The organism is Pseudarthrobacter sp. BIM B-2242, from assembly GCF_014764445.1.
GTDB classification, from domain to species: domain Bacteria; phylum Actinomycetota; class Actinomycetes; order Actinomycetales; family Micrococcaceae; genus Arthrobacter; species Arthrobacter luteus_A.
Window position 1 is genome coordinate 589093 of the sequence record NZ_CP061721.1, and the last position, 18147, is coordinate 607239.

Consider the following 18147-nt stretch of genomic DNA (forward strand, 5'->3'; position numbering starts at 1 on the left):
CGCGGTTCGGGGAGCCTGGAAGGGGCATCGCTCGGAGTGTAAAAATCGGTCACTGTCCGGCCACTTTCTTGGACTGCTGGAAGAGAAGGTATGTCATGGGTGCCGAGAGCAGGATCATCAGCAGTGCGTAGGGGGCGGCGCCGGCGTAGTCGATCTCGCTGCTCTTGGACCAGAATGCGGTGGCCAGGGTGGTTGTCCCGTTGGGGGACAGCAGCAGCGTGGCAGTCAGTTCGGTCACCACGGCGAGGAACACAAGCGCCGCGCCGCCGGCGGCCGCCGGAGCCGTGAGGCGCAACGTGATCTTCAGGAAGGCATTGAGCGGCGACCTGCCCAGGGCACGCGCCGCTTCGTCCAGCTCTTTGGGAGCCTGCGCCAGCCCGGCACGGATGTTCACCAGCGCGCGCGGAATGAACAGCAGCACGTACGCCGCCACCAACAGCGCGGTGGTTTGGTAGATGTCCGGGGCAACGTTGATGGCCACGGTGACGAAGGCCAGGCCCACCACAATGCCGGGCATGGAGCTTGTGATGTAGTTGGAGAGCTCCAGGGACTTGCTGAACCAGCCCGGATGCCGGACCGCCAGGTACGCCATGGGGAAGGCCACAACGGTCGCGGCCACAGCGCCCGCCAGGCCCAAGCCCAGCGTCTGCAGCAGCGCGGGGACAAACTCCGCAACATCCCAGATCTCTGCCCCGCCTGCCACGATCCACCGGATGACAAACCACAGCGGCAGGCCGAATGCCAGGCCGGTGAGCGCCAGCAGTCCCAGCTGGGCAGGAATCTGGTAGCGGTGCAGCGCCAGGCGCAGGGGTTTGGACTGGGCACCGGACCCGATCCGCGCGTAGCGGGCCGTGCCGCGGCTGCGGGCTTCCAGGACCAGCAGGATCAGGCAGAAAAACACCAGGACGCTGGCCAGCATGTTTCCGGCCGTGCCGTTGAACGTAGAAGCGTACTGCTGCATGATCGCCGTCGTAAACGTCTCAAAGCGGATCATCGCGAAGGCGCCGTACTCGGCCAGCAGGTGCAGGCCCACCAGCAGGCCGCCGCCGGTGACGGCGATGCGCAGCTGGGGCAGCACGACGCGGAAGAAGACCCGCCACGGACCCAGGCCCAAGGACGCCGCTGACTGCTCGATGGCCGGATCCAGCCGGCTGAGCGTGGCCGCGGCCGGAATGTAGACCAGCGGAAAGTACGACAGCGTGGCGATCAGCGCGCCGGACCAGACGCCTTCCAGGGAGGGGATGGCGGACACCCAGCCATAGCTGTTCACAAACGCGGGAATGGCCAGCGGCGCCGCCAGGAGCACGGCCCACCACTTGTGGCCCCGCAGCTTGGTGCGTTCCACCAGCCAGGCGCCGCCCACGCCGACCACCAGGGTCGCGGGCACCACGATGAGCATCAGCAGGAGGGTGTTGGCCAACAGTTCGCCCACCCGGGGGCGGAAGATCAGCTCAATGCTCGTGTCCCAGCCGGTGACCGCTGTCATGTAGATGACATAGCCCAACGGGATGAGGCCGAACAGAGCCAGCAGGGTGGCAAGGAGCGCAACCGCCAATGGCGGGCGAGGGCTGTTGCCCTTGCCCGCCATCGCTGAAGCCGCCTTGGCGGTTAGTTCTGGGGTTGAAACCAAGTGTTAGAGCAGACCAGCCTTGGTCATCAGCTCCGTGACCTTCTTGGAGTTCAGCTTGGAGGAGTCAACAGTCGGTGCCTGCAGTTCTGCCAGCGGAACCAGCTTCTCGTTCGAGGCAACACCGGAGCCCACGGTGTATTCGAAGTCCTTGCCAGTCTGGAGCTGCTCCTGGCCCTTCTTGCCCGTGATGAAGGCGAGGAACGCGTCTGCAGCGGCCTTGTTCTTGGAGGACTTCAGCACGCCACCGCCGGAGATGGAGACGAACGCGCCCGGATCCTGGTTCTTGAAGTAGTGGCTGGCGACGTTGTTGGAGTTCTCGCCGGTCTTGGCCTGATCACCGAAGTAGTAGTAGTGGTAGATCACGCCACCTTCGATCTCACCGGCGTTCACGGCCTTCAAAACAGCGCCGTTGCCCTGGTAGCCCTTGAAGTTTTCCTTCATGGCTGTGAGCCACTCTTCGGTTTCGGCCTCGCCCTTGAGCTCCAGGTAGGCGGAAACGATCGCCTGGAAGTCGGCGCCGGACGGCGATGCGCCCCAGCGGCCCTTCCATTCGGAGCCGGCCAGGTCTGAGAGGGACTTGGGCAGCTTGTCTTCGGTGAGCTTTTCCTTGTTGTACACAAACACGGTGGAGCGGGCTGCGACACCGGTCCACTTGTTGGTGGAGGGCCGGTACTCGGCCGGGACCTGGTTCTTGACCTCGTCAGTGAGATCGGCGAACAGGCCTGCGTTTTCCACCTGGGTCATGGCGGGGGAGTTTTCGGTGATGAAAACATCTGCGGGGGACTTGTCGCCCTCCTGGATGATCTGGTTGGACATCTCGGTGTCCTTGCCCTGGCGCAGGGTCACCTTGACGCCGGTCTCCTTGGTGAACTCCTCCACCCAGGCCTTAGTCATGGATTCGTGCTGGGCGTTGTACACCGTGATTTCGCCGGAAACGGCTTCGGCGGAAGCGGAAGCGGAAGGGGAAGTGGTGGCTGCCGGGGTGGTGCTGCCGCCGCAGGCGGTCAGTCCGAGGGCTGCCGTGGCGGCGAGTGCGATGCCGGCCAGGGCGCTGGAGCGGATCTTCATTGAAGGCTACTTTCTGGGGAAAAGTGTTGTGGGCCGTAGGGTCCGTGTGAGCGCGGGGAGTTGGGATTGCTCACTCGTGAAAACTGTAGGTTAGCCAAACCTAAGACACCAAGCGCCGCGGGGCTTAAGTGATCAGGATCACATGCATTACGAAACTGTTGCGTGACCTAATTCGTTGAGGGTCCCTGCTGAACCGAGGCGGCAGCCTCCAATACCATCCAGGCCTGCAGCTGGGTGGAAAGTTCGACGCCGGCGCCCGGGGGATACGTGGCGTCCGCCGGCTGCGCTGCGTGGATGGAAAAGACCGGCCCGCCTTGGGTGCGCCGGCCCGCCCAGAATGCTCCCGCGGTAGCGGTCACGAGCTCGCCGGCGGTGGTGCGGGCGCCCTCCGGAAGCCTGGCATCGGCGGCGGCGAGCGCCAGGTAACGGCAGAGGATCCCGGTGAAGAGTCCGCCGTCGCCCGTCCCGTCGCAGCGGAGGATGCTGGTGCGGCTGTCCGGGGGGCTCCCCGGCACCACCGCGTGCGCAGGTACCGTCAGGTGCTTGTCCACGGCGCGGATGAGCGTAGCGGCCCGGGCCAGGTTGGCCTCGCCGCCGAGCTCCAGGAGGGCTCCCAGTACCGGGCCCTGGTTGTACGTATAGATGGTGTTCTCCACCGTGATCTCACCGGCCGCGTTGAGGCGCGCCCCGTCGACATAGAGCCCCTGTGCCTGATCGAACAGGACCGTGTTGAGCCAGTCCACAAGGCGCTGCGCCTTGGCCTGCTGGCCGGTGCGGGCGTAGTAGAGAGCCACGGGAGCGGTGGCCGGCGTGTTCTTGAAGTCCCGCTTTGTGCTCCAGAACGTCCCGCCGCCCAGATGGTCGGTGGAGGCGGAATCAAACTGCAGGGTCAGTGTCTTGTGGATCCTGGCATTGCGCCGGCGGCCCGGTTTGCGCGTCTCCCTGGCCAGGGCCTCCAATCGAAGGGTGGCGAGTGCCAGCCAGGCCATGTCGTCGTAATAGCTGTTGACAAACGTGAAGGCGTTCCGCAGCCGGATGCCCGTGACCAGCCTGGACGCCAGCTTGCCGGCGCTGGGGCTGCCCGGGCCGTTGAACCGTGCCGCCGGGGTTGCTCCGTTGCCCAGTTCGCGGCGCCCCGCGTCCACCAGGCAGTCCACGTAGTGCGCCTGCCACCAGTAGTGCCAGGGGTGGAGGAGGCTATCAAGCACCTTTGATGGCCAGCGGACCGCCGCGAGGTGGGTTCCAGGCAGGAACAGCAGCCGCCGGCCGAAACGCTGCGTCACCGAACGCGCGGCCTGGTTGGCCCGGCCCGGCCAGTCTGCGGGCTCCACATCCGGCATTGTCATGCATGTAGCCTAGCGGGTGCAGCGGGCCGGCATTTCAGTTAACATGCACTAACTAACAGTCTGCGCGCCGGGTTGCGTGGGGCCACATCAAGGAGGATGTATGGACGTCAACGGTACGGTCGCGCTGATTACGGGCGGGGCGTCCGGTTTGGGCGCCGCGACGGCAAAACGCCTGTTCGACGCCGGCGCCTCGGTGGTGTTGATCGACCTGCCTTCGTCCGCCGGTGCGGCTTTCGCCGCGGAGCTGAACGCCGGCGGGGGTGCTGCCGCGGGTGCCGGCTACCCGCAGGCGGTCTTTGTCCCCGCTGACGTCACCAGCGAAGCGGAGGTGCAGGCCGCCGTCGATACCGCTGTAACCCTGGGGCCGCTCCGGATCGTGGTGAACTGCGCAGGGATCGCCACGCCCGGCAAGGTGCTGGGCCGGGACGGCGTCCTCCCGCTGGAGACGTTCAACCGGGTCATCCAGGTGAACCTCGTCGGGACCTTCAACGTTCTGCGCCTGGCTGCCGCCGCCATGGCTGCCACAGAGCCGGTCAGTACGGAGCTGGGCGGCCCCGAGCGCGGCGTCATCGTGAATACGGCATCCGTGGCGGCCTTCGACGGGCAGATCGGGCAGCCTGCCTACGCCGCCTCAAAAGGTGCCGTCGCTGCAATGACGCTCCCGCTGGCACGGGAACTGGCGCGCTCGCTGGTGCGGGTGGTGACCATCGCCCCCGGAATTTTCGAAACCCCCATGATGGCGGGCCTTCCGCAGGACGCGCAGGACTCGCTGGGCCGGCAGGTTCCGCACCCCTCGCGCCTCGGCAAGCCTGCAGAGTATGCCAATCTGGTGGCCCACATCGTGGAGAACGCGATGCTCAACGGCGAAACCATCCGGCTCGACGGCGCCATCCGGATGGGCCCGAAGTGAACGGGCTCCCAACGGCCGACTTCTTCGCATTCGAGTCGCTCCTCAGTCCGAAGGAGCGGGCCAAGCTGGCCGGGCTGCGCGAATTCCTCGCCGCGGAGATCGCCCCCTATGCCTCGGACTGGTGGAACAAGGCCGAGTTTCCGGCGCATATCCTGCCCAAACTCGCCGCCCTGGAACTGAGTACACCGGCCCAGCGCGGCTACAGCAACCTGTTCGCGGGACTCGTCATTGCCGAAATGACGCGCGTGGACACCTCCATAGCCACGTTCTTCCTGGTCCACCACGACCTGTTTGTGGAGTCGCTCTACGGCTTTGGCTCGGCCGGCCAGAAAGACCGGCTGCTGGCTGACGCGTCAAGCCTGCGCATCACCGGAGCCTTCGCCCTCACCGAGCCCGGGCACGGTTCCGATGTGGCCGGCGGGATGGAAACGCGGGCGCGCCGGATCTCCAGCCGCACCGGAGAGCCCGACGACGACGGCGACACCTGGGTGCTTAACGGCGCCAAGCGCTGGATCGGTAACGGGACGTTCTGCGACTACATGCTTGTGTGGGCCAGGGACGAATCCGCAGGCGCCGACGCTCCGGGCGCGGTCCGCGGGTTCATTGTTGATGCTTCCCTGCCGGGGGTAAGCCGGAGCCGGATCGAAAATAAGATCGCGCTGCGGACCGTGCAGAATGCCGACATTGTCTTCAAGGACGTCCGGGTGGCAGAAGCTGACCGGTTTGCCGGGATCAACAGCTTCGAGGACACCAACCAGCTCCTGCGCGGCTCACGGATCATGGTGGCCTGGCAGGCGGTGGGGCAGCAGCTGGCGGCATTCGACGTGGCCCGGCAGTACGCCGTCGAACGCCAACAGTTCGGGCGGCCGCTGGCGAAGTTCCAGCTCATCCAGCAGCAGCTCGTGACCATGCTGGGGAACACCGTGGCGAGCATGGGGATGATGGCGCGGCTCGCACAGCTGCAGGACGACGGCGCGGCGGACATGCCGCAGGTGGCCCTTGCCAAGTCCTACACAAGCGCCCGGATGCGCGAAACCGTGGCGCTGGGCCGGTCCATCCTCGGTGGCAACGGCATCGTGACCGACTACCGGATGGCCAAGATTTTCGCCGACGCCGAGGCGATCTACACCTACGAGGGCTCGTTCGAGATCAACACCCTCATTGTGGGCCGTGCGGTCACGGGGGTCTCGGCGATCGTCTGACGGCCCAATCACCGGGGCGGACCTCAGTCCGCCAGCGTGGGTTGCTTCTCGCCGGCTTCGATCCTCGCGTCCAGGCTGTTGTTTTTCACCGGCATGGGGCATGTGCCGAATGGCGTGAATGCGCTGGGGTAGTTGATGGCGCGGTTGAAATCCAGGACCACGGTGGCGTTGCCTTCCTTGTCAACGCGGGGCCGGGCCGTGGAGACCTTCCGCCACTCGTCTGTTGTGTCCCCGTTGGTGCCGTCGTGGAAGGTGATGGTCAGTGCGCCGAGCTTCTCCTCTTCGGCATGCAGGCGGTATTCATGGTCGATCCCCGGCAGCCGAAAAACCACCTCGCCCACCGAAAAGTGCAGGCCGTCCACCAGCGGATTGGCCGTTCCGATGGGGACGGCCACCGGCTCCGGATACGGCTCGTAGGCCGCCTCGATCACCAGGTCCGGGTTGTAGCCGAAGGTGGGGACGCCGTCGAACTCCGTCAACACAGGTGAGGCAGAATCCCGGGTGCGGATGGCGTACCGGTCCGCGCGCATGGCCAGTTCAACCACCACCTGCTGCCCGTCAGCGCCGCCGTACTGCACCCACATCAGCGAGTCCTCGTTGGTAAGGGCGGCGCTGATGGTGCCCACAACCGGCTCCCCGGTGGCCACCAGCGTCAGTCCGTCCTGCGCGGCGGCGGTGAGTGCCGCCGTCGTACCGTCCGTTGACCACAGGCCGGGGGCGAGGTCGACGGCGGACGGTTCGGATTCCAGCCACTGGAAGGAAGTGAGGGTCAGCCAGCCGTGGCGGGTGGCGAGGGCCTTGTGGCGGTTGGTGCGGAAGCGCTGCCAGCGTTCCAGCTGCGCGGGTGCGGCGATGCTCATGGGTTCCTCCGGACGGTTCTGGTTCGCCCCCTACAACCACGCTGGCAGGGCCTTCATTCCGGCGGGGTATTCCGCCAGGGGTATTCGTTGCACGGGGCGAGTAACGTCTGACGTATTGGACCACCGCGGGACGGACTGGAGTGATCATGAAGATTGCAGTACTTGGCACCGGAAGCGTGGGTCCGGCCCTCGCCGCGGCCTTCGCACGGCTCGGCCACGATGTGGCGATTGGAACCCGTGACCCGCAGGCAACGCTGGCACGCACCGAACCCGGTGCCACGGGAGGCCCGCCGTTTACCCAGTGGCATGCAGCCCACCAGGAGATAGCCGTACGCACGTTCGCCGACGCCGCAGCCGCCAGCGAACTGGTGGTCAACGCCACCAACGGCGCGGCGTCGCTCGCAGCTCTGGCCGAGGCCGGTGCGGAGAACCTGGCGGGGAAGATCGTGGTGGACGTGTCGAACGCCCTCGATTTCTCCCAGGGCTTTCCGCCGTCGCTGAATCCCGTCAATACAGACAGCATCGGCGAGCAGATCCAGCGGGCCTACCCGGAAGCCCGCGTCGTCAAGACGCTGAACACCATGGCTAACAGCGTGATGGTTGATCCCCGGCACGTAGCCGGCGGCGATCACACCGTGTTTGTGTCCGGCAACGACGCCGGGGCGAAGGCGGCAGTCACTGACATCCTGACGGCGCTTGGCCACACGGACGTTCTTGACCTCGGCGATATCACCACCGCCCGCGGTGTGGAAATGATCCTGCCCCTCTGGCTGCGGATCTGGGGTGCGCTGGGGACGGCAGACTTCAATTTCAAAGTGGCCCGCTGAGGCGCCCGCCGGGGCACCCCTGCGGCGGAGGTCAAATGCACGGACATGATCTGAGACGGATTCCCCCTTCGCCGTGCGGGACGGGTAGCATCGGTAGGTAGTAACGCGGCTCACAGTATCCAGCGCAGTGTACGAGCCAGGTCCCGAACCCTCGAAAGACAGTTTCCATGGCTAACACTGCAGTGAATCCCACAACCGATCTCGCCTCTGAACTGAGGGCCGACGTCCGTCGTGTCACCTCCTTGCTGGGCGAATCCCTGGTGCGCCAGCACGGCCCTGAGCTCCTCAACCTCGTGGAGCAGGTCCGACTCCTCACCAAGGAGTCCAAGGAAGCAGCCCGCGGGGGAGCTGATGCCACCGGGCCCTGGAGCGCGCACGACGTCGTCGAACAGGTCCGCGAACTTCTGGGCTCCCTGCCGATTGAGCAGGCAACCGACCTGGTGCGCGCGTTCGCCTTCTACTTCCACCTGGCCAACGCAGCTGAGCAGGTCCACCGGGTCCGCACCCTGCGGACCCGGGAGGAAAAAGACGGCTGGCTGGCCAAAGCCGTGGCCGAGATCGTAGCGCAGGCAGGACCCGGACGGCTCCAGGAAGTGGTGAACGGGCTGGACGTCCGCCCCATCTTCACCGCCCATCCCACCGAGGCCTCGCGCCGTTCGGTGCTGGACAAGATCCGCAAGCTCTCCGATGTGCTGTCAGAATCCACCAAGGAAGGCACCACGGCCCGCCGCCGCCAGGACCGTCAGCTGTCGGAGGTCATCGACCAGATGTGGCAGACGGACGAGCTGCGCCAAGTGCGGCCCACTCCGGTGGACGAAGCCCGCAACGCGATCTACTACCTCTCCGGCATCCTGACCGACGCCATGCCCGAGATGCTGTCTGACTTCTCAGAACTGCTGGGTGAGCACGGCGTCAGCCTCTCGTCGCAGGACGCCCCCATCCGGTTTGGCTCCTGGATCGGCGGCGACCGCGACGGCAACCCGAACGTCACGGCTGCGGTCACCAGGGAGATCCTGCAGCTCCAGAACCAGCACGCCGTCCGCATCAGCATCGCCATGATGGACGAACTGATCTCCATCCTGTCCAACTCCACGTCGCTGGCCGGGGCGGACCAGGGCCTGCTGGACTCGATCGAGGTGGACCTGAAAAATCTTCCGGGCCTGGACCGCCGTGTCCTGGAACTTAACGCCCAGGAGCCCTACCGCCTTAAGCTCACGTGTATTAAGGCCAAGCTCATCAACACCGGCAAGCGCGTGGCAGTGGATTCCAGCCATGAACACGGCCGCGACTACTTTTCCACCGGCGAGCTGCTGACGGACCTGGAACTGCTGGAGCTGTCGCTGCGAAACCACTCGGCATCGCTCGCCGCGGACGGTGCGCTGGCCCGCGTCCGCCGCGCCGTCGCATCGTTCGGCCTGCACCTGGCCACCCTGGATATCCGCGAGCACGCCGACCACCACCACGACGCCGTCGGCCAGCTGATGGACAGGCTCGGTGGCCCGGGCCTCCGCTACGCGGAACTGAGCCGGGCGGAACGCTTCGAGGTGCTGGGATCTGAGCTTGCTTCCCGCCGGCCGCTGTCCGGCCACCCGATTAAGCTCGACGGCGTCGCTGACGGAACGTACGACGTCTTCCGTGAGATCCGCCGCGCCCTGCGCACTTACGGTCCGGACGTCGTCGAAACCTACATCATTTCCATGACCCGCGGCGCTGACGACGTGCTGGCCGCGGCAGTCCTGGCGCGCGAAGCCGGCCTGATCAATCTCTTTGGCGCCTCGCCGTACGCAAAGATCGGGTTCGCGCCGCTGCTGGAAACAGTGGAAGAACTGCGGGCCTCGGCTGAGATCGTGGACCAGTTGCTGTCCGTTCCGTCCTACCGCGACCTGGTCCGGCTGCGCGGTGACGTCCAGGAGATCATGCTCGGCTATTCGGACTCGAATAAGGAATCCGGGGTGATGACCAGCCAGTGGGAGATCCACAAGACGCAGCGCAACCTGCGTGACGTCGCGGCCAAGCACGGGGTCCGGGTCCGCCTCTTCCATGGCCGCGGCGGTTCCGTGGGCCGCGGCGGCGGTCCCACCTATGACGCCATCATGGCCCAGCCCAACGGGGTCCTGGAAGGCGAGATCAAATTCACCGAACAGGGCGAGGTCATCTCGGACAAGTACTCCCTGCCGGAGCTTGCCCGGGAGAACCTGGAGCTCTCGCTTGCCGCGGTGCTCCAGGGCTCGGCGCTGCACCGCGATCCGCGCACCTCCGACGACCAGCGCGAACGGTACGGCCACGTTATGGAGACCATCTCCGACGGCGCTTTTGAGCGGTACCGGAAGCTCATCGATGATCCCGACCTGCCCGCGTACTTTATGGCTTCCACCCCGGTGGAGCAGCTCGGTTCGCTGAACATCGGCTCCCGCCCGTCCAAGCGTCCCGATTCCGGGGCCGGACTTGAGGGTCTGCGCGCCATCCCGTGGGTGTTCGGCTGGACCCAGTCCCGGCAGATCGTCCCGGGCTGGTTCGGTGTCGGCTCGGGCCTGAAGGCGGCCCGCGAAGCCGGCCACTCCGGTCAGCTACTCGAGATGATCGAGCACTGGCACTTCTTCCGCTCTGTCCTCTCCAACGTGGAGATGACCCTTGCCAAGACGGACCTGGACATCGCCGGCTACTACGTGGCCACCCTGGTTCCTGAGGAACTGCACCGCATCTTCCGCACCATCCGCGAGGAGTACGAGCTCACGGTCAGGGAGATCCAGAGCCTTACGGGTGAGAACACGCTCCTGGACGCCCAGCCCACGCTCAAGCGTTCCCTCGAGATCCGCGACCAGTATCTTGACCCCATCAGCTACCTGCAGGTGGAGCTCCTCCGCCGCGTACGGGCTGCCCGGGCGAACGAAGGCTCCGAGGAATCAAGCATCAGCAACGCCGAGATCGACGACCGCCTCCAGAGGGCCATGCTGATCACCGTCAACGGGGTGGCAGCCGGCCTGCGCAACACCGGCTAACGCCCCACCACCCCCGGGACGCTCTCTCACTTGATGTGGGTTTTTCCCGGTCGCTCTCTCACTTTCTTAGAGAAAGTGAGAGAGCGACTGCCGAAAAGGCGCATTAAGTGAGAGAGCGTCCATAGGTGGTCGGCCAGCCGGTGCCTGACGATGGGTAGGGTTGAGGGCATGCCTTCGTTCCAGACCCGCCTGAAGATCACCGGCCTGAAACCCGGCAACCCGCCGGAGGCGGTGATGGCCGCGGCCGTGGAGGCCTTGGAGACCCGCCACCATGTGGAGGCCAACCAGATCGAGCTCGCCGGGGGCGTCCCGCAGCTGAACCTCCGGTTCCTCGTGGAGGCGACCGAATACTCCGGTGAGAACCAGCAGGCGCGCGAATCGGCAGCGATGATGCGCGACGCCGTCGAACGCGTTGCGCTGACCGGCTCACTGATGGTGCTGCGCCGCAACCGCGGCCGCTGGGCACCTGTGTAGCCCTGCCGTACTTGTCACTTAGTCGCCGGGCGCGGGCTCAATCACCGGCGGGGGTTCGTCGACCGGGGAACGGGTGCCGCGGCGGCGCGTGACGATGACTCCGACGACGGCGCCGATCACCAGGCCCAGCCCCACCCCGATGAGGGAACTGGCCCAAAACGGCAGCCTGGTTGCCGATCCCGTGAAGTAGCCCAGGCCCACAAGCCAGCTGGCCCACAAAACCGCACCAAGCCCGGCGCAGAGGCTGAAGCCGCGGACGGACACATCGGCAATACCTGCTGCGGCCGACGTCGCCAGCCGTCCGCCCGGGATGAAACGGGCGCCGATGATGGCCCCATAAGTGGAGGAGCGGCCTGCCTTGGCGATCGCATCGTGGATGCCGTGGTGGATTTTCCTGCCCCAGCGCCACCGGTCAAGGACGTGGCTGAGCCGCCGCTTGAAGAGCTGGAAAACCACCATGTCGCCGATCCACGACGCCGCCGCGGACAGGGCTGCGACGAGGAAGTAGTTTGCCTTTCCCTCAGCAGAGAGCGCGCCGCCGGTGATTACCACCATCTCGGACGGGACGGGAGGAAAAATGGCGTCACCGAGCACCACGGGGATGATCCAAAAATAGATCGCCGCCCCCCAGCTGTCCGCGTTGCCGAAGTCCATGGCCACAAAGTACCGCACTTTGGGTGGCGGGACGGCCCGGGGGTCCCTGCCCTCCTTACATGCCGCCGGAAACCAGCCCGACGCGGGGACGGAATTCCGAAACAAGCCCGCTTAGCTGGTTTGAGGGCAGGACGCCAAGTTCACTTTCCAACCGGCTGGCAAACATCGTGAAGGCTCGGACTGCAGCTGCCCTGTTTCCCGCGGCAAGATGGGCCTTAACCAGCAGGAAGTGCGCCGATTCCCTGAGGGGCTCGATGCTCGCCGCCGACAGCGCCGCGATGACTGCGTTGTCCGCTTCACCCGCCGCCAGATGCTGCCGTGCCATTCGTTCGAGGGCGCTGAGGCGCATTTGCCGGAGCCGCTCCTGCTCGAAGATCACCCAGTCGTCATACCAGCCGGGCAGTAGCTCGGCCTTGCTCAGATGGTCCAGGTAGTTATCGGGGATCCGGGCCTCAGGCTGCGCGTACATCTGCGCGACGCGCCGCTGCAGGGCTGCGACATCCACACAGACCGATTCCTCCAGTTCCAGCGTGTCGGGCCCGGTCTGCAGGAGGTGCGGGAACGCATGGGAGATGCACCAGACTGTGGTGCGAAGGTTTCCCGCTGCCTGCGTTTCGCTGCTCTTCGGCCACAAAAGGCCTGCCAAAAAACTCCGATGGCGGCAGCCCAGCAGCCCCACGCATGCGATGAGCCGCTGCTCACGGGTGGCTACCGTCACTGTATTGCTGCCGCAGCGCAACCGCCAAGCCCCCAGCAGACTCAAGTGCCAATCCTGTGCGAGAGCAACGGTCATGCTTATCCCTCTCAAGCGGCCGGATTCCACGCATCCCCCAGCTACCATCGTGGCACTTGCCCAAGTCATGTCAAGTCATTTTAGTAACGGGGGTAGGGCCATCTATCAAGTGGGGTAGGGCCCAATTCTGCGTGGGGTAGGGCGGCTAGGCATTGGCCCTGCTGTCTTCCGGTTGCAGCGAATCGAGCCAGCGCTGGACAGCCTTCAAAACCTCGTCTGAATCGCCTGCAGCCTCAACGAACTCCCCGGTCTGGCCGGGCCTGCTGGAGATCAGACGTGCGCGAATCCGGTTATTTGATGCCGGCTCGGCCCATGCGCGGATAACCATCGTGCCTTCAATGTCCGCCATGAGCGGGCGCCCTGCTTTCCTGTCTGCAATTCACAAAGTATCTACGGATATTACTGCCTGGTATCACCATCCTAGGCATAGTTTATTGAGCTCCCAACTCAAAGGCTGTCACACCATAATTTCCAAAAACAACGCAAAATAACATGTTTAGTAACGAGGTGCCACGGCGGGTGGCGCTGACTGATCGGGAGCATCTGCTGGTAGTTCGACGGTCTGTATTTCAGGATCTGTTAAACGGCGGGCATGCTCCAATGCAGGGATGATTCCCAGCGTCTTTAGTGGCAGGGTGCGGAAGCAGGGATAGTGACAACCTAGCGGGCAAAGTGACAATCGCTCCGGATGCGGTGCTTGCCGCGGCGCTGGGCCCTTCACCGGGGATGGTTTTCATTCAGGCCCCGTTTATCAGGAACTCTGAACGTGCGAAACTGGCGGCATGCGGATCGATATTCTCCAGGCCGACATCACCACCCGGGCCGTGGACGCGATTGTGAACGCGGCCAATTCCTCGCTGCTGGGCGGCGGCGGGGTGGACGGCGCCATCCACCGGGCAGCCGGGCCTGAGCTGTTGGCAGCCTGCCGCGCACTCCGCGAGACCGAGCTGCCGCACGGGCTCGGAGTGGGTGCCGCCGTAGCCACTCCCGCGTTCCGGCTCCCGGCCCGCTGGATCATCCACACTGTGGGGCCGAACCGGCGTGCCGGGCAGACCAACCGTGCGCTGCTCGTCTCGTGCTTCAGTGAAAGCCTGCGGCTGGCGGATTCGCTCAGCGCCGCGTCGGTCGCGTTTCCGGCGGTGGGCGGCGGCGTTTACGGCTGGGCCGGCCGGCAGGTGGCAGAGGCCGCGTACGACGCCGTTAACGGCTTTGGTGCCTCGCATCCTTCCAGCGCACTCGAGGCGGTGGAGTTCGTGCTGTTCAGTGCCGGGATGGAGGAAGACTTCAGCGCGGTGTTTGATCAGGGCGGCGTTTGAGCCGCCTCGCTGAGCTCCAGCCGACTGCGGTATTCCACGGGCTGTTTGCTGATCGGGTCCACGAAACGGATGCCGCGGGCCAGGAGCTGCAGCGGTTTGGTGTAGTCGTCCGGCGCCTTGTCCAACAGGTCGGGATAAAAGGAATCGTTGACGATGCCAAGGCCCAGCGAGGCCATGTGCACCCTCAGCTGGTGTGTCTTTCCGGAGTGCGGCTCCAGCCGGTACCGCGCGAGCCGGGAAGCAGCATTGGTGACACCGGCACCCCCGGACGCGCTGCCGTCGAAAGTTTCCAGCCGTTCAATGCGGGTCTCTGCGTTCGGTTCCCCGTCAATGACCTCGGCCAGCAGGTAGCTGCGCGACTTGGTCATCCGGTTGCGGACCACTACGGGGTAGTCGACCGCCGGGTAGCCGTCAGCGGGCTCGGCTGCGGAAACGCATTCGTATTCCTTCTGCACCTGCCGCTTTTCGAAGAGCACCTGGTACTTGCCGCGGGTTTCGGGGTTGGTGGACAGCAGCAGGACACCGGCGGTCATCCGGTCCAGGCGGTGCATGGGAATGAGGTCCGGCAGGTCCAGCTGGTTCCGCAGCCGGACCAGGGCGGATTCCTGGATGTAGGTGCCGCCGGGGGTGGTGGGCAGGAAGTGCGGCTTGTCCACCACCAGCAGGTGCTCGTCCTGGTGGAGGATGCTGATGTCCACGGGGATGCGGGTCTCCGGCGGCAGCGTGCGGTAGTACCAGATGAAGGTGTGGTCATCGAGCTTCGTGGCACGGTCCAAGGGGATGCCGCCCTCGCCAACGATCTCGCCGGCGTCGAACCTGTCCTCGATGCCCTGCGGATCGATGTGCCCCCAGCGGTGCATCATGTAGTCCATCGCGGTGGTCCACGGCCCCTCGTCCGGGAGGCGCAGGCGGGTGGCGTTGACGCCGTCGCGCACGGGGAGGGGGGATTGCATCACCGGTCCATTCTACTTTGCGGTGCGGGGCCTGCTCTGCACCCCGGGCGGACCCGCGACGTAGAGCGGGCCTCCCCGATAAGATTCCACCGACGGGAAAAAAGTTCTTGACAAGAAAAGTTGTCGGTCGGCATGATGGAGGCATGTTGGACATCGAAGTGATCGAGGACCCGGCCGCGGCGGAAGCGTCGCTGGATCCGATCCGCACCCGCATCCTCCGGGAGCTGGCGGAGCCGGGATCGGCCACACAGCTTGCGGCCAAGGCGGGACTGCCGCGGCAGAAGGTCAACTATCACCTGAAGGCCCTCGAACGGCACGGGCTGGTGGAGCTGGTGGAGGAGCGCCGCAAGGGCAACGTCACCGAACGCGTCCTCCAGGCGACGGCGGCCTCCTACCTGATCTCACCCGTGGCCCTCGCATCGGTGGCACCGGACCCGCACCGGTTCTCCGACCGCTTCTCCGCCTTCTGGCTGCTGGCACTCGCCGGCCGGATGGTCCAGGAGGTGGGCAAGCTGATCGCCGGTGCCGCAGTGGCCCGGCAAAAGCTCGCCACGTTCGCTATCGACGGCGAGATTACGTTCCGCACCGCCGCAGACAGGGCCGCTTTTGCCGAGGAGCTCGGCGTTGCGGTGACCCGGCTGGTGGACAAATATCACGAGGGCGGCGCCCCGCGGGGGAGCGCGGGCGGCGGGCGGAAGCACCGGCTCGTCGTCGCGCTTCACCCCGCACTCAAGACCCCTACCAAAACCCTTTCAGCGAAGGAGCAGGACAATGACTGACAAACGCGAATTTGAGATCGTCTACGACACCGAGCTGCCGGGCACTCCCGAGCGCGTCTGGGAGGCGGTGACCAGCGGCACGCCGGCCTGGATGTTCCCCACCGACCAGTGGCCGGACGTCAAGACCGTGAAGGAATTCCCCACCCACCTCGTTTCCCGGATGGACGGCCCGGATGGCTGGTTCAACCAGCTGGAGCATGTCCTCGAGCCGCTCGAGGGTGGCCGCGCCAAGCTCCACTATGTGCACAGCGGGATCTTCGCCGACAACTGGGACGGGCAGTACGACGGCGCCAGCAAGCACACCGCGTTCTACCTGCACACCCTCGGCCAGTATCTGGCTCACTTCGACGGCAAACCGGTGGTGTTCACGGACATTCAGGCGCCGGCGGCCTTGCAGACCCCGGACGGGTTTGAGCGGCTGAAGAAGGCGATCGGCGTTGAGGCTGCGGCCCAGGGTTCGCCAGTGGATGTGACGCTCGACGGCGTGGGGCGGCTTACCGGGGAAGTGGACTTCGCCAATGAGAACTTCCTGGGGCTGCGGACCGCGGACACGATGTATCGGTTCTTCGGCCGTAACGCCTTCGGTGCGCCGGTGGGCATGACGGTGCACGACTTCAGCGGCAGCGGCGACTCCGAGACCACGGCCAAGGCCTGGGGCGGGTTCCTTGCGAAGGTCTACGCGTAGGCGGTTTCGCTTAGGACGCGCATCTTCCCCGGTGACGCGCAAGCGGCTTGGGGACACCCGAATTTGGGTGTCGTCAGGCCGTTCCTGTGTCACTGGGCCGTTGCCGTGTCGCAGGCCCGGCGTCCGCTCGGTCGCATGCTCAGGCGATGGCGACAGCCGGGGCGTTTGTCAGGGTCCGGCGGAGCTGCGGGGCGGCGTCGAGCCTGTCCTGGGCTGAGCGCAGCGCCCGGACCGCCTTCTCAAGCTTGTCCGGCGGCAGCGTAAACGGCACCCGCAGATACTGCTCAAATGCCCCGCCCGCGCCGAACCGGGGTCCGGCGGCCAGGCGGATGCCGAACTCGGGTGCGATGACGGTGAGCGCTGTGCTCGAAGCGGCGGGCAGCCGGCACCAGACCGTGAGGCCACCGGCCGGCCGCTCGGGCTGCCAGTCCGGTAGATGGTCGGCCAGCAGGTCCAGCAGAACCGCCCGGTTCCCGCGCAGCGTGGCAAGCCGTGCGCCGAGCGGCTCGTCCAGGGACCGCACCATCCCTGCCGCGGCCAACTGTTCAACCACGGGCCCGCCCAGGTCCATGGTGGTCCGGGTGGCAATAAAGCGGCCCAGGAGGTCTTCCTCGGCCCGGATCCAGCCGGTGCGCAGCCCCGCCCAATGCGACTTGCTGAGCGATCCGATGGACACCACGGCGGGACTGAACGCTGCCAGTGGGGAGGTGGTGGCGCCGTCGAGGTTTAACTCCCGCAGTGTTTCGTCCACCACCAGCACCGTCCCGGCGGCCGCGGCGGCGCGCACCAGGCGGCGGCGCTGGAGATCGGACATCAGCCGGCCTGTGGGGTTGTGGAAGTCCGGGACCACGTATGCCATGGCGGGGCGTTGTTCCTGCAGCGCGGCCACCATCATGTCCATGTCCCAACCCGGGGTTGCCGCCTCCACGGCAGCCGACGGCGCCCCCGCACTAGTGGCCGGCGGAAGCGGCACCGGGATGATCCGCGAGCCGGAGGCGCGGATGGCGTCGAGCGCGTTGGGGTAGGTGGGATGGTCCACCAGGACTTTGTGCTGCCGGCCGGCAAGGGTCCGCAACACGATGTTCAGGGCGTGCTGCGCGCCGGAGGTCACCAGGATCTGGCTGGGCGTTGTGGGCACACCCGCGGCGGTGTAGCGGTCCGCGATGGCTTCCCGGAGTGCGGGAAACCCCACCGCGTCGTAGCCGAAGCCGGGCAGCAAGGCCGGCAGGTCCGACAAGGCATCCGCAAAAGCGCGATGCACCACCTCGCCGGCGGCGGGAAGCGAGGCGTAGGCCAGGTCCAGGATTCCGTCAGGCAGGGCAACTCCGGGCGCGCTGACCGGCACTGTGCGGTGCGGAATGCCGGTCCGGCCGCGGCTGCCTTGGCCCCCGCTGAGGAATCCTTGCTCCCGCAGCGCCGCATAAGCGGCGGTGACAGTTGTCCGGCTCAGGCCCAAAGCCTCGGCCAGTGCGCGCTCGCTTGGCAGCGCGACCTCCAGCGGGATGCGGCCGTCCATGATCAAAAGGCGTACGACGTCGGCAAGCTCGCGGTAGGCCGGTGCGGCGCCGAGGTGCCACGCGCCCAGGAGGCGGGCCAGAGCAGGCGGACTCAGTGAAGCGGACACATAGCCAGTATCTCAGACTGGCTATGT

General features: G+C 66.0%; 17 protein-coding genes. 8 read left to right on the top strand and 9 right to left on the bottom strand.

Annotated features, from left to right (window positions below; genetic code table 11):
* Positions 1-49: 49 nt before the first annotated feature.
* The 3 genes from IDT60_RS02870 to IDT60_RS02880 form a co-directional block, all read right to left on the bottom strand.
* The gene (locus IDT60_RS02870) at positions 50-1588 is read right to left on the bottom strand and encodes an iron ABC transporter permease (protein ID WP_191081804.1); all 1539 of its coding nucleotides are present in this window, start codon (positions 1586-1588) and stop codon (positions 50-52) included.
* Positions 1589-1633: 45 nt separating this feature from the next.
* Positions 1634-2698, bottom strand: a complete 1065-nt coding sequence (locus tag IDT60_RS02875; protein ID WP_191080798.1) for an iron ABC transporter substrate-binding protein — start codon at positions 2696-2698, stop codon at positions 1634-1636.
* Positions 2699-2865: 167 nt separating this feature from the next.
* Positions 2866-4044, bottom strand: coding sequence for a glycoside hydrolase family 76 protein (locus tag IDT60_RS02880; protein ID WP_191080799.1), 1179 nt, complete (start codon positions 4042-4044; stop codon positions 2866-2868).
* A gap of 100 nt (positions 4045-4144) precedes the next feature.
* Between IDT60_RS02880 and IDT60_RS02885 the strand changes: the two genes are divergently transcribed.
* Together IDT60_RS02885 and IDT60_RS02890 are read left to right on the top strand one after the other, a co-directional pair.
* Positions 4145-4954 carry an SDR family NAD(P)-dependent oxidoreductase gene (locus IDT60_RS02885; RefSeq protein WP_191080800.1) on the top strand — a complete coding sequence of 270 codons (810 nt, stop codon included), beginning with the start codon at positions 4145-4147 and terminating at the stop codon, positions 4952-4954.
* Positions 4951-6156, top strand: coding sequence for an acyl-CoA dehydrogenase family protein (locus tag IDT60_RS02890; RefSeq protein WP_164202415.1), 1206 nt, complete (start codon positions 4951-4953; stop codon positions 6154-6156). Before IDT60_RS02885 ends, IDT60_RS02890 begins: the two co-directional genes overlap by 4 nt.
* Before the next feature lie 23 nt (positions 6157-6179).
* Here the strand turns inward: IDT60_RS02890 and IDT60_RS02895 are convergent, their stop codons facing one another.
* Positions 6180-7016 carry a DUF1684 domain-containing protein gene (locus IDT60_RS02895; protein ID WP_191080801.1) on the bottom strand — a complete coding sequence of 279 codons (837 nt, stop codon included), beginning with the start codon at positions 7014-7016 and terminating at the stop codon, positions 6180-6182.
* Between the two features lie 146 nt (positions 7017-7162).
* Between IDT60_RS02895 and IDT60_RS02900 the strand changes: the two genes are divergently transcribed.
* From IDT60_RS02900 to IDT60_RS02910, 3 genes are all read left to right on the top strand, one after another.
* On the top strand, positions 7163-7843 hold the full coding sequence (locus IDT60_RS02900) for an NADPH-dependent F420 reductase (RefSeq protein ID WP_191080802.1): 681 nt from the start codon (positions 7163-7165) through the stop codon (positions 7841-7843).
* 167 nt (positions 7844-8010) lie between these two features.
* Positions 8011-10842: a phosphoenolpyruvate carboxylase gene (gene ppc / locus IDT60_RS02905; RefSeq protein ID WP_164202409.1), complete on the top strand. Its 2832-nt coding sequence runs from the start codon at positions 8011-8013 to the stop codon at positions 10840-10842.
* Positions 10843-11010: 168 nt separating this feature from the next.
* The gene (locus IDT60_RS02910; RefSeq protein WP_164202407.1) at positions 11011-11316 is read left to right on the top strand and encodes a hypothetical protein; all 306 of its coding nucleotides are present in this window, start codon (positions 11011-11013) and stop codon (positions 11314-11316) included.
* Positions 11317-11334: 18 nt separating this feature from the next.
* On the opposite strand, the gene IDT60_RS02915 is transcribed toward IDT60_RS02910, so the two are convergent.
* The 3 genes from IDT60_RS02915 to IDT60_RS02925 form a co-directional block, all read right to left on the bottom strand.
* Positions 11335-11970 carry a DedA family protein gene (locus tag IDT60_RS02915; protein ID WP_191080803.1) on the bottom strand — a complete coding sequence of 212 codons (636 nt, stop codon included), beginning with the start codon at positions 11968-11970 and terminating at the stop codon, positions 11335-11337.
* 55 nt (positions 11971-12025) lie between these two features.
* Complete coding sequence (locus tag IDT60_RS02920; RefSeq protein ID WP_191080804.1) at positions 12026-12616, bottom strand: bacterial transcriptional activator domain-containing protein; 591 nt, start codon at positions 12614-12616, stop codon at positions 12026-12028.
* Positions 12617-12908: 292 nt separating this feature from the next.
* Complete coding sequence (locus tag IDT60_RS02925; RefSeq protein WP_191080805.1) at positions 12909-13112, bottom strand: hypothetical protein; 204 nt, start codon at positions 13110-13112, stop codon at positions 12909-12911.
* A 433-nt stretch (positions 13113-13545) separates the two neighbouring features.
* On the opposite strand from IDT60_RS02925, the gene IDT60_RS02930 reads away from it, so the two are divergent.
* Entirely contained in the window at positions 13546-14079 is a 534-nt protein-coding gene (locus IDT60_RS02930; RefSeq protein WP_191080806.1) for an O-acetyl-ADP-ribose deacetylase, read from the top strand.
* Here IDT60_RS02930 and IDT60_RS02935 read toward each other — a convergent pair.
* Positions 14064-15032, bottom strand: a complete 969-nt coding sequence (locus tag IDT60_RS02935) for an RluA family pseudouridine synthase (protein ID WP_191081805.1) — start codon at positions 15030-15032, stop codon at positions 14064-14066. The genes IDT60_RS02930 and IDT60_RS02935 overlap by 16 nt on opposite strands.
* Before the next feature lie 143 nt (positions 15033-15175).
* On the opposite strand from IDT60_RS02935, the gene IDT60_RS02940 reads away from it, so the two are divergent.
* Both IDT60_RS02940 and IDT60_RS02945 read left to right on the top strand, forming a co-directional pair.
* Entirely contained in the window at positions 15176-15811 is a 636-nt protein-coding gene (locus IDT60_RS02940; protein WP_191080807.1) for a helix-turn-helix domain-containing protein, read from the top strand.
* Positions 15804-16496: an SRPBCC domain-containing protein gene (locus IDT60_RS02945; RefSeq protein WP_191080808.1), complete on the top strand. Its 693-nt coding sequence runs from the start codon at positions 15804-15806 to the stop codon at positions 16494-16496. The genes IDT60_RS02940 and IDT60_RS02945 overlap by 8 nt, the downstream gene beginning before the upstream one ends.
* A gap of 139 nt (positions 16497-16635) precedes the next feature.
* Here the strand turns inward: IDT60_RS02945 and IDT60_RS02950 are convergent, their stop codons facing one another.
* Positions 16636-18120 carry a PLP-dependent aminotransferase family protein gene (locus IDT60_RS02950; RefSeq protein ID WP_191080809.1) on the bottom strand — a complete coding sequence of 495 codons (1485 nt, stop codon included), beginning with the start codon at positions 18118-18120 and terminating at the stop codon, positions 16636-16638.
* Between the last annotated feature and the right edge of the window lie 27 nt (positions 18121-18147).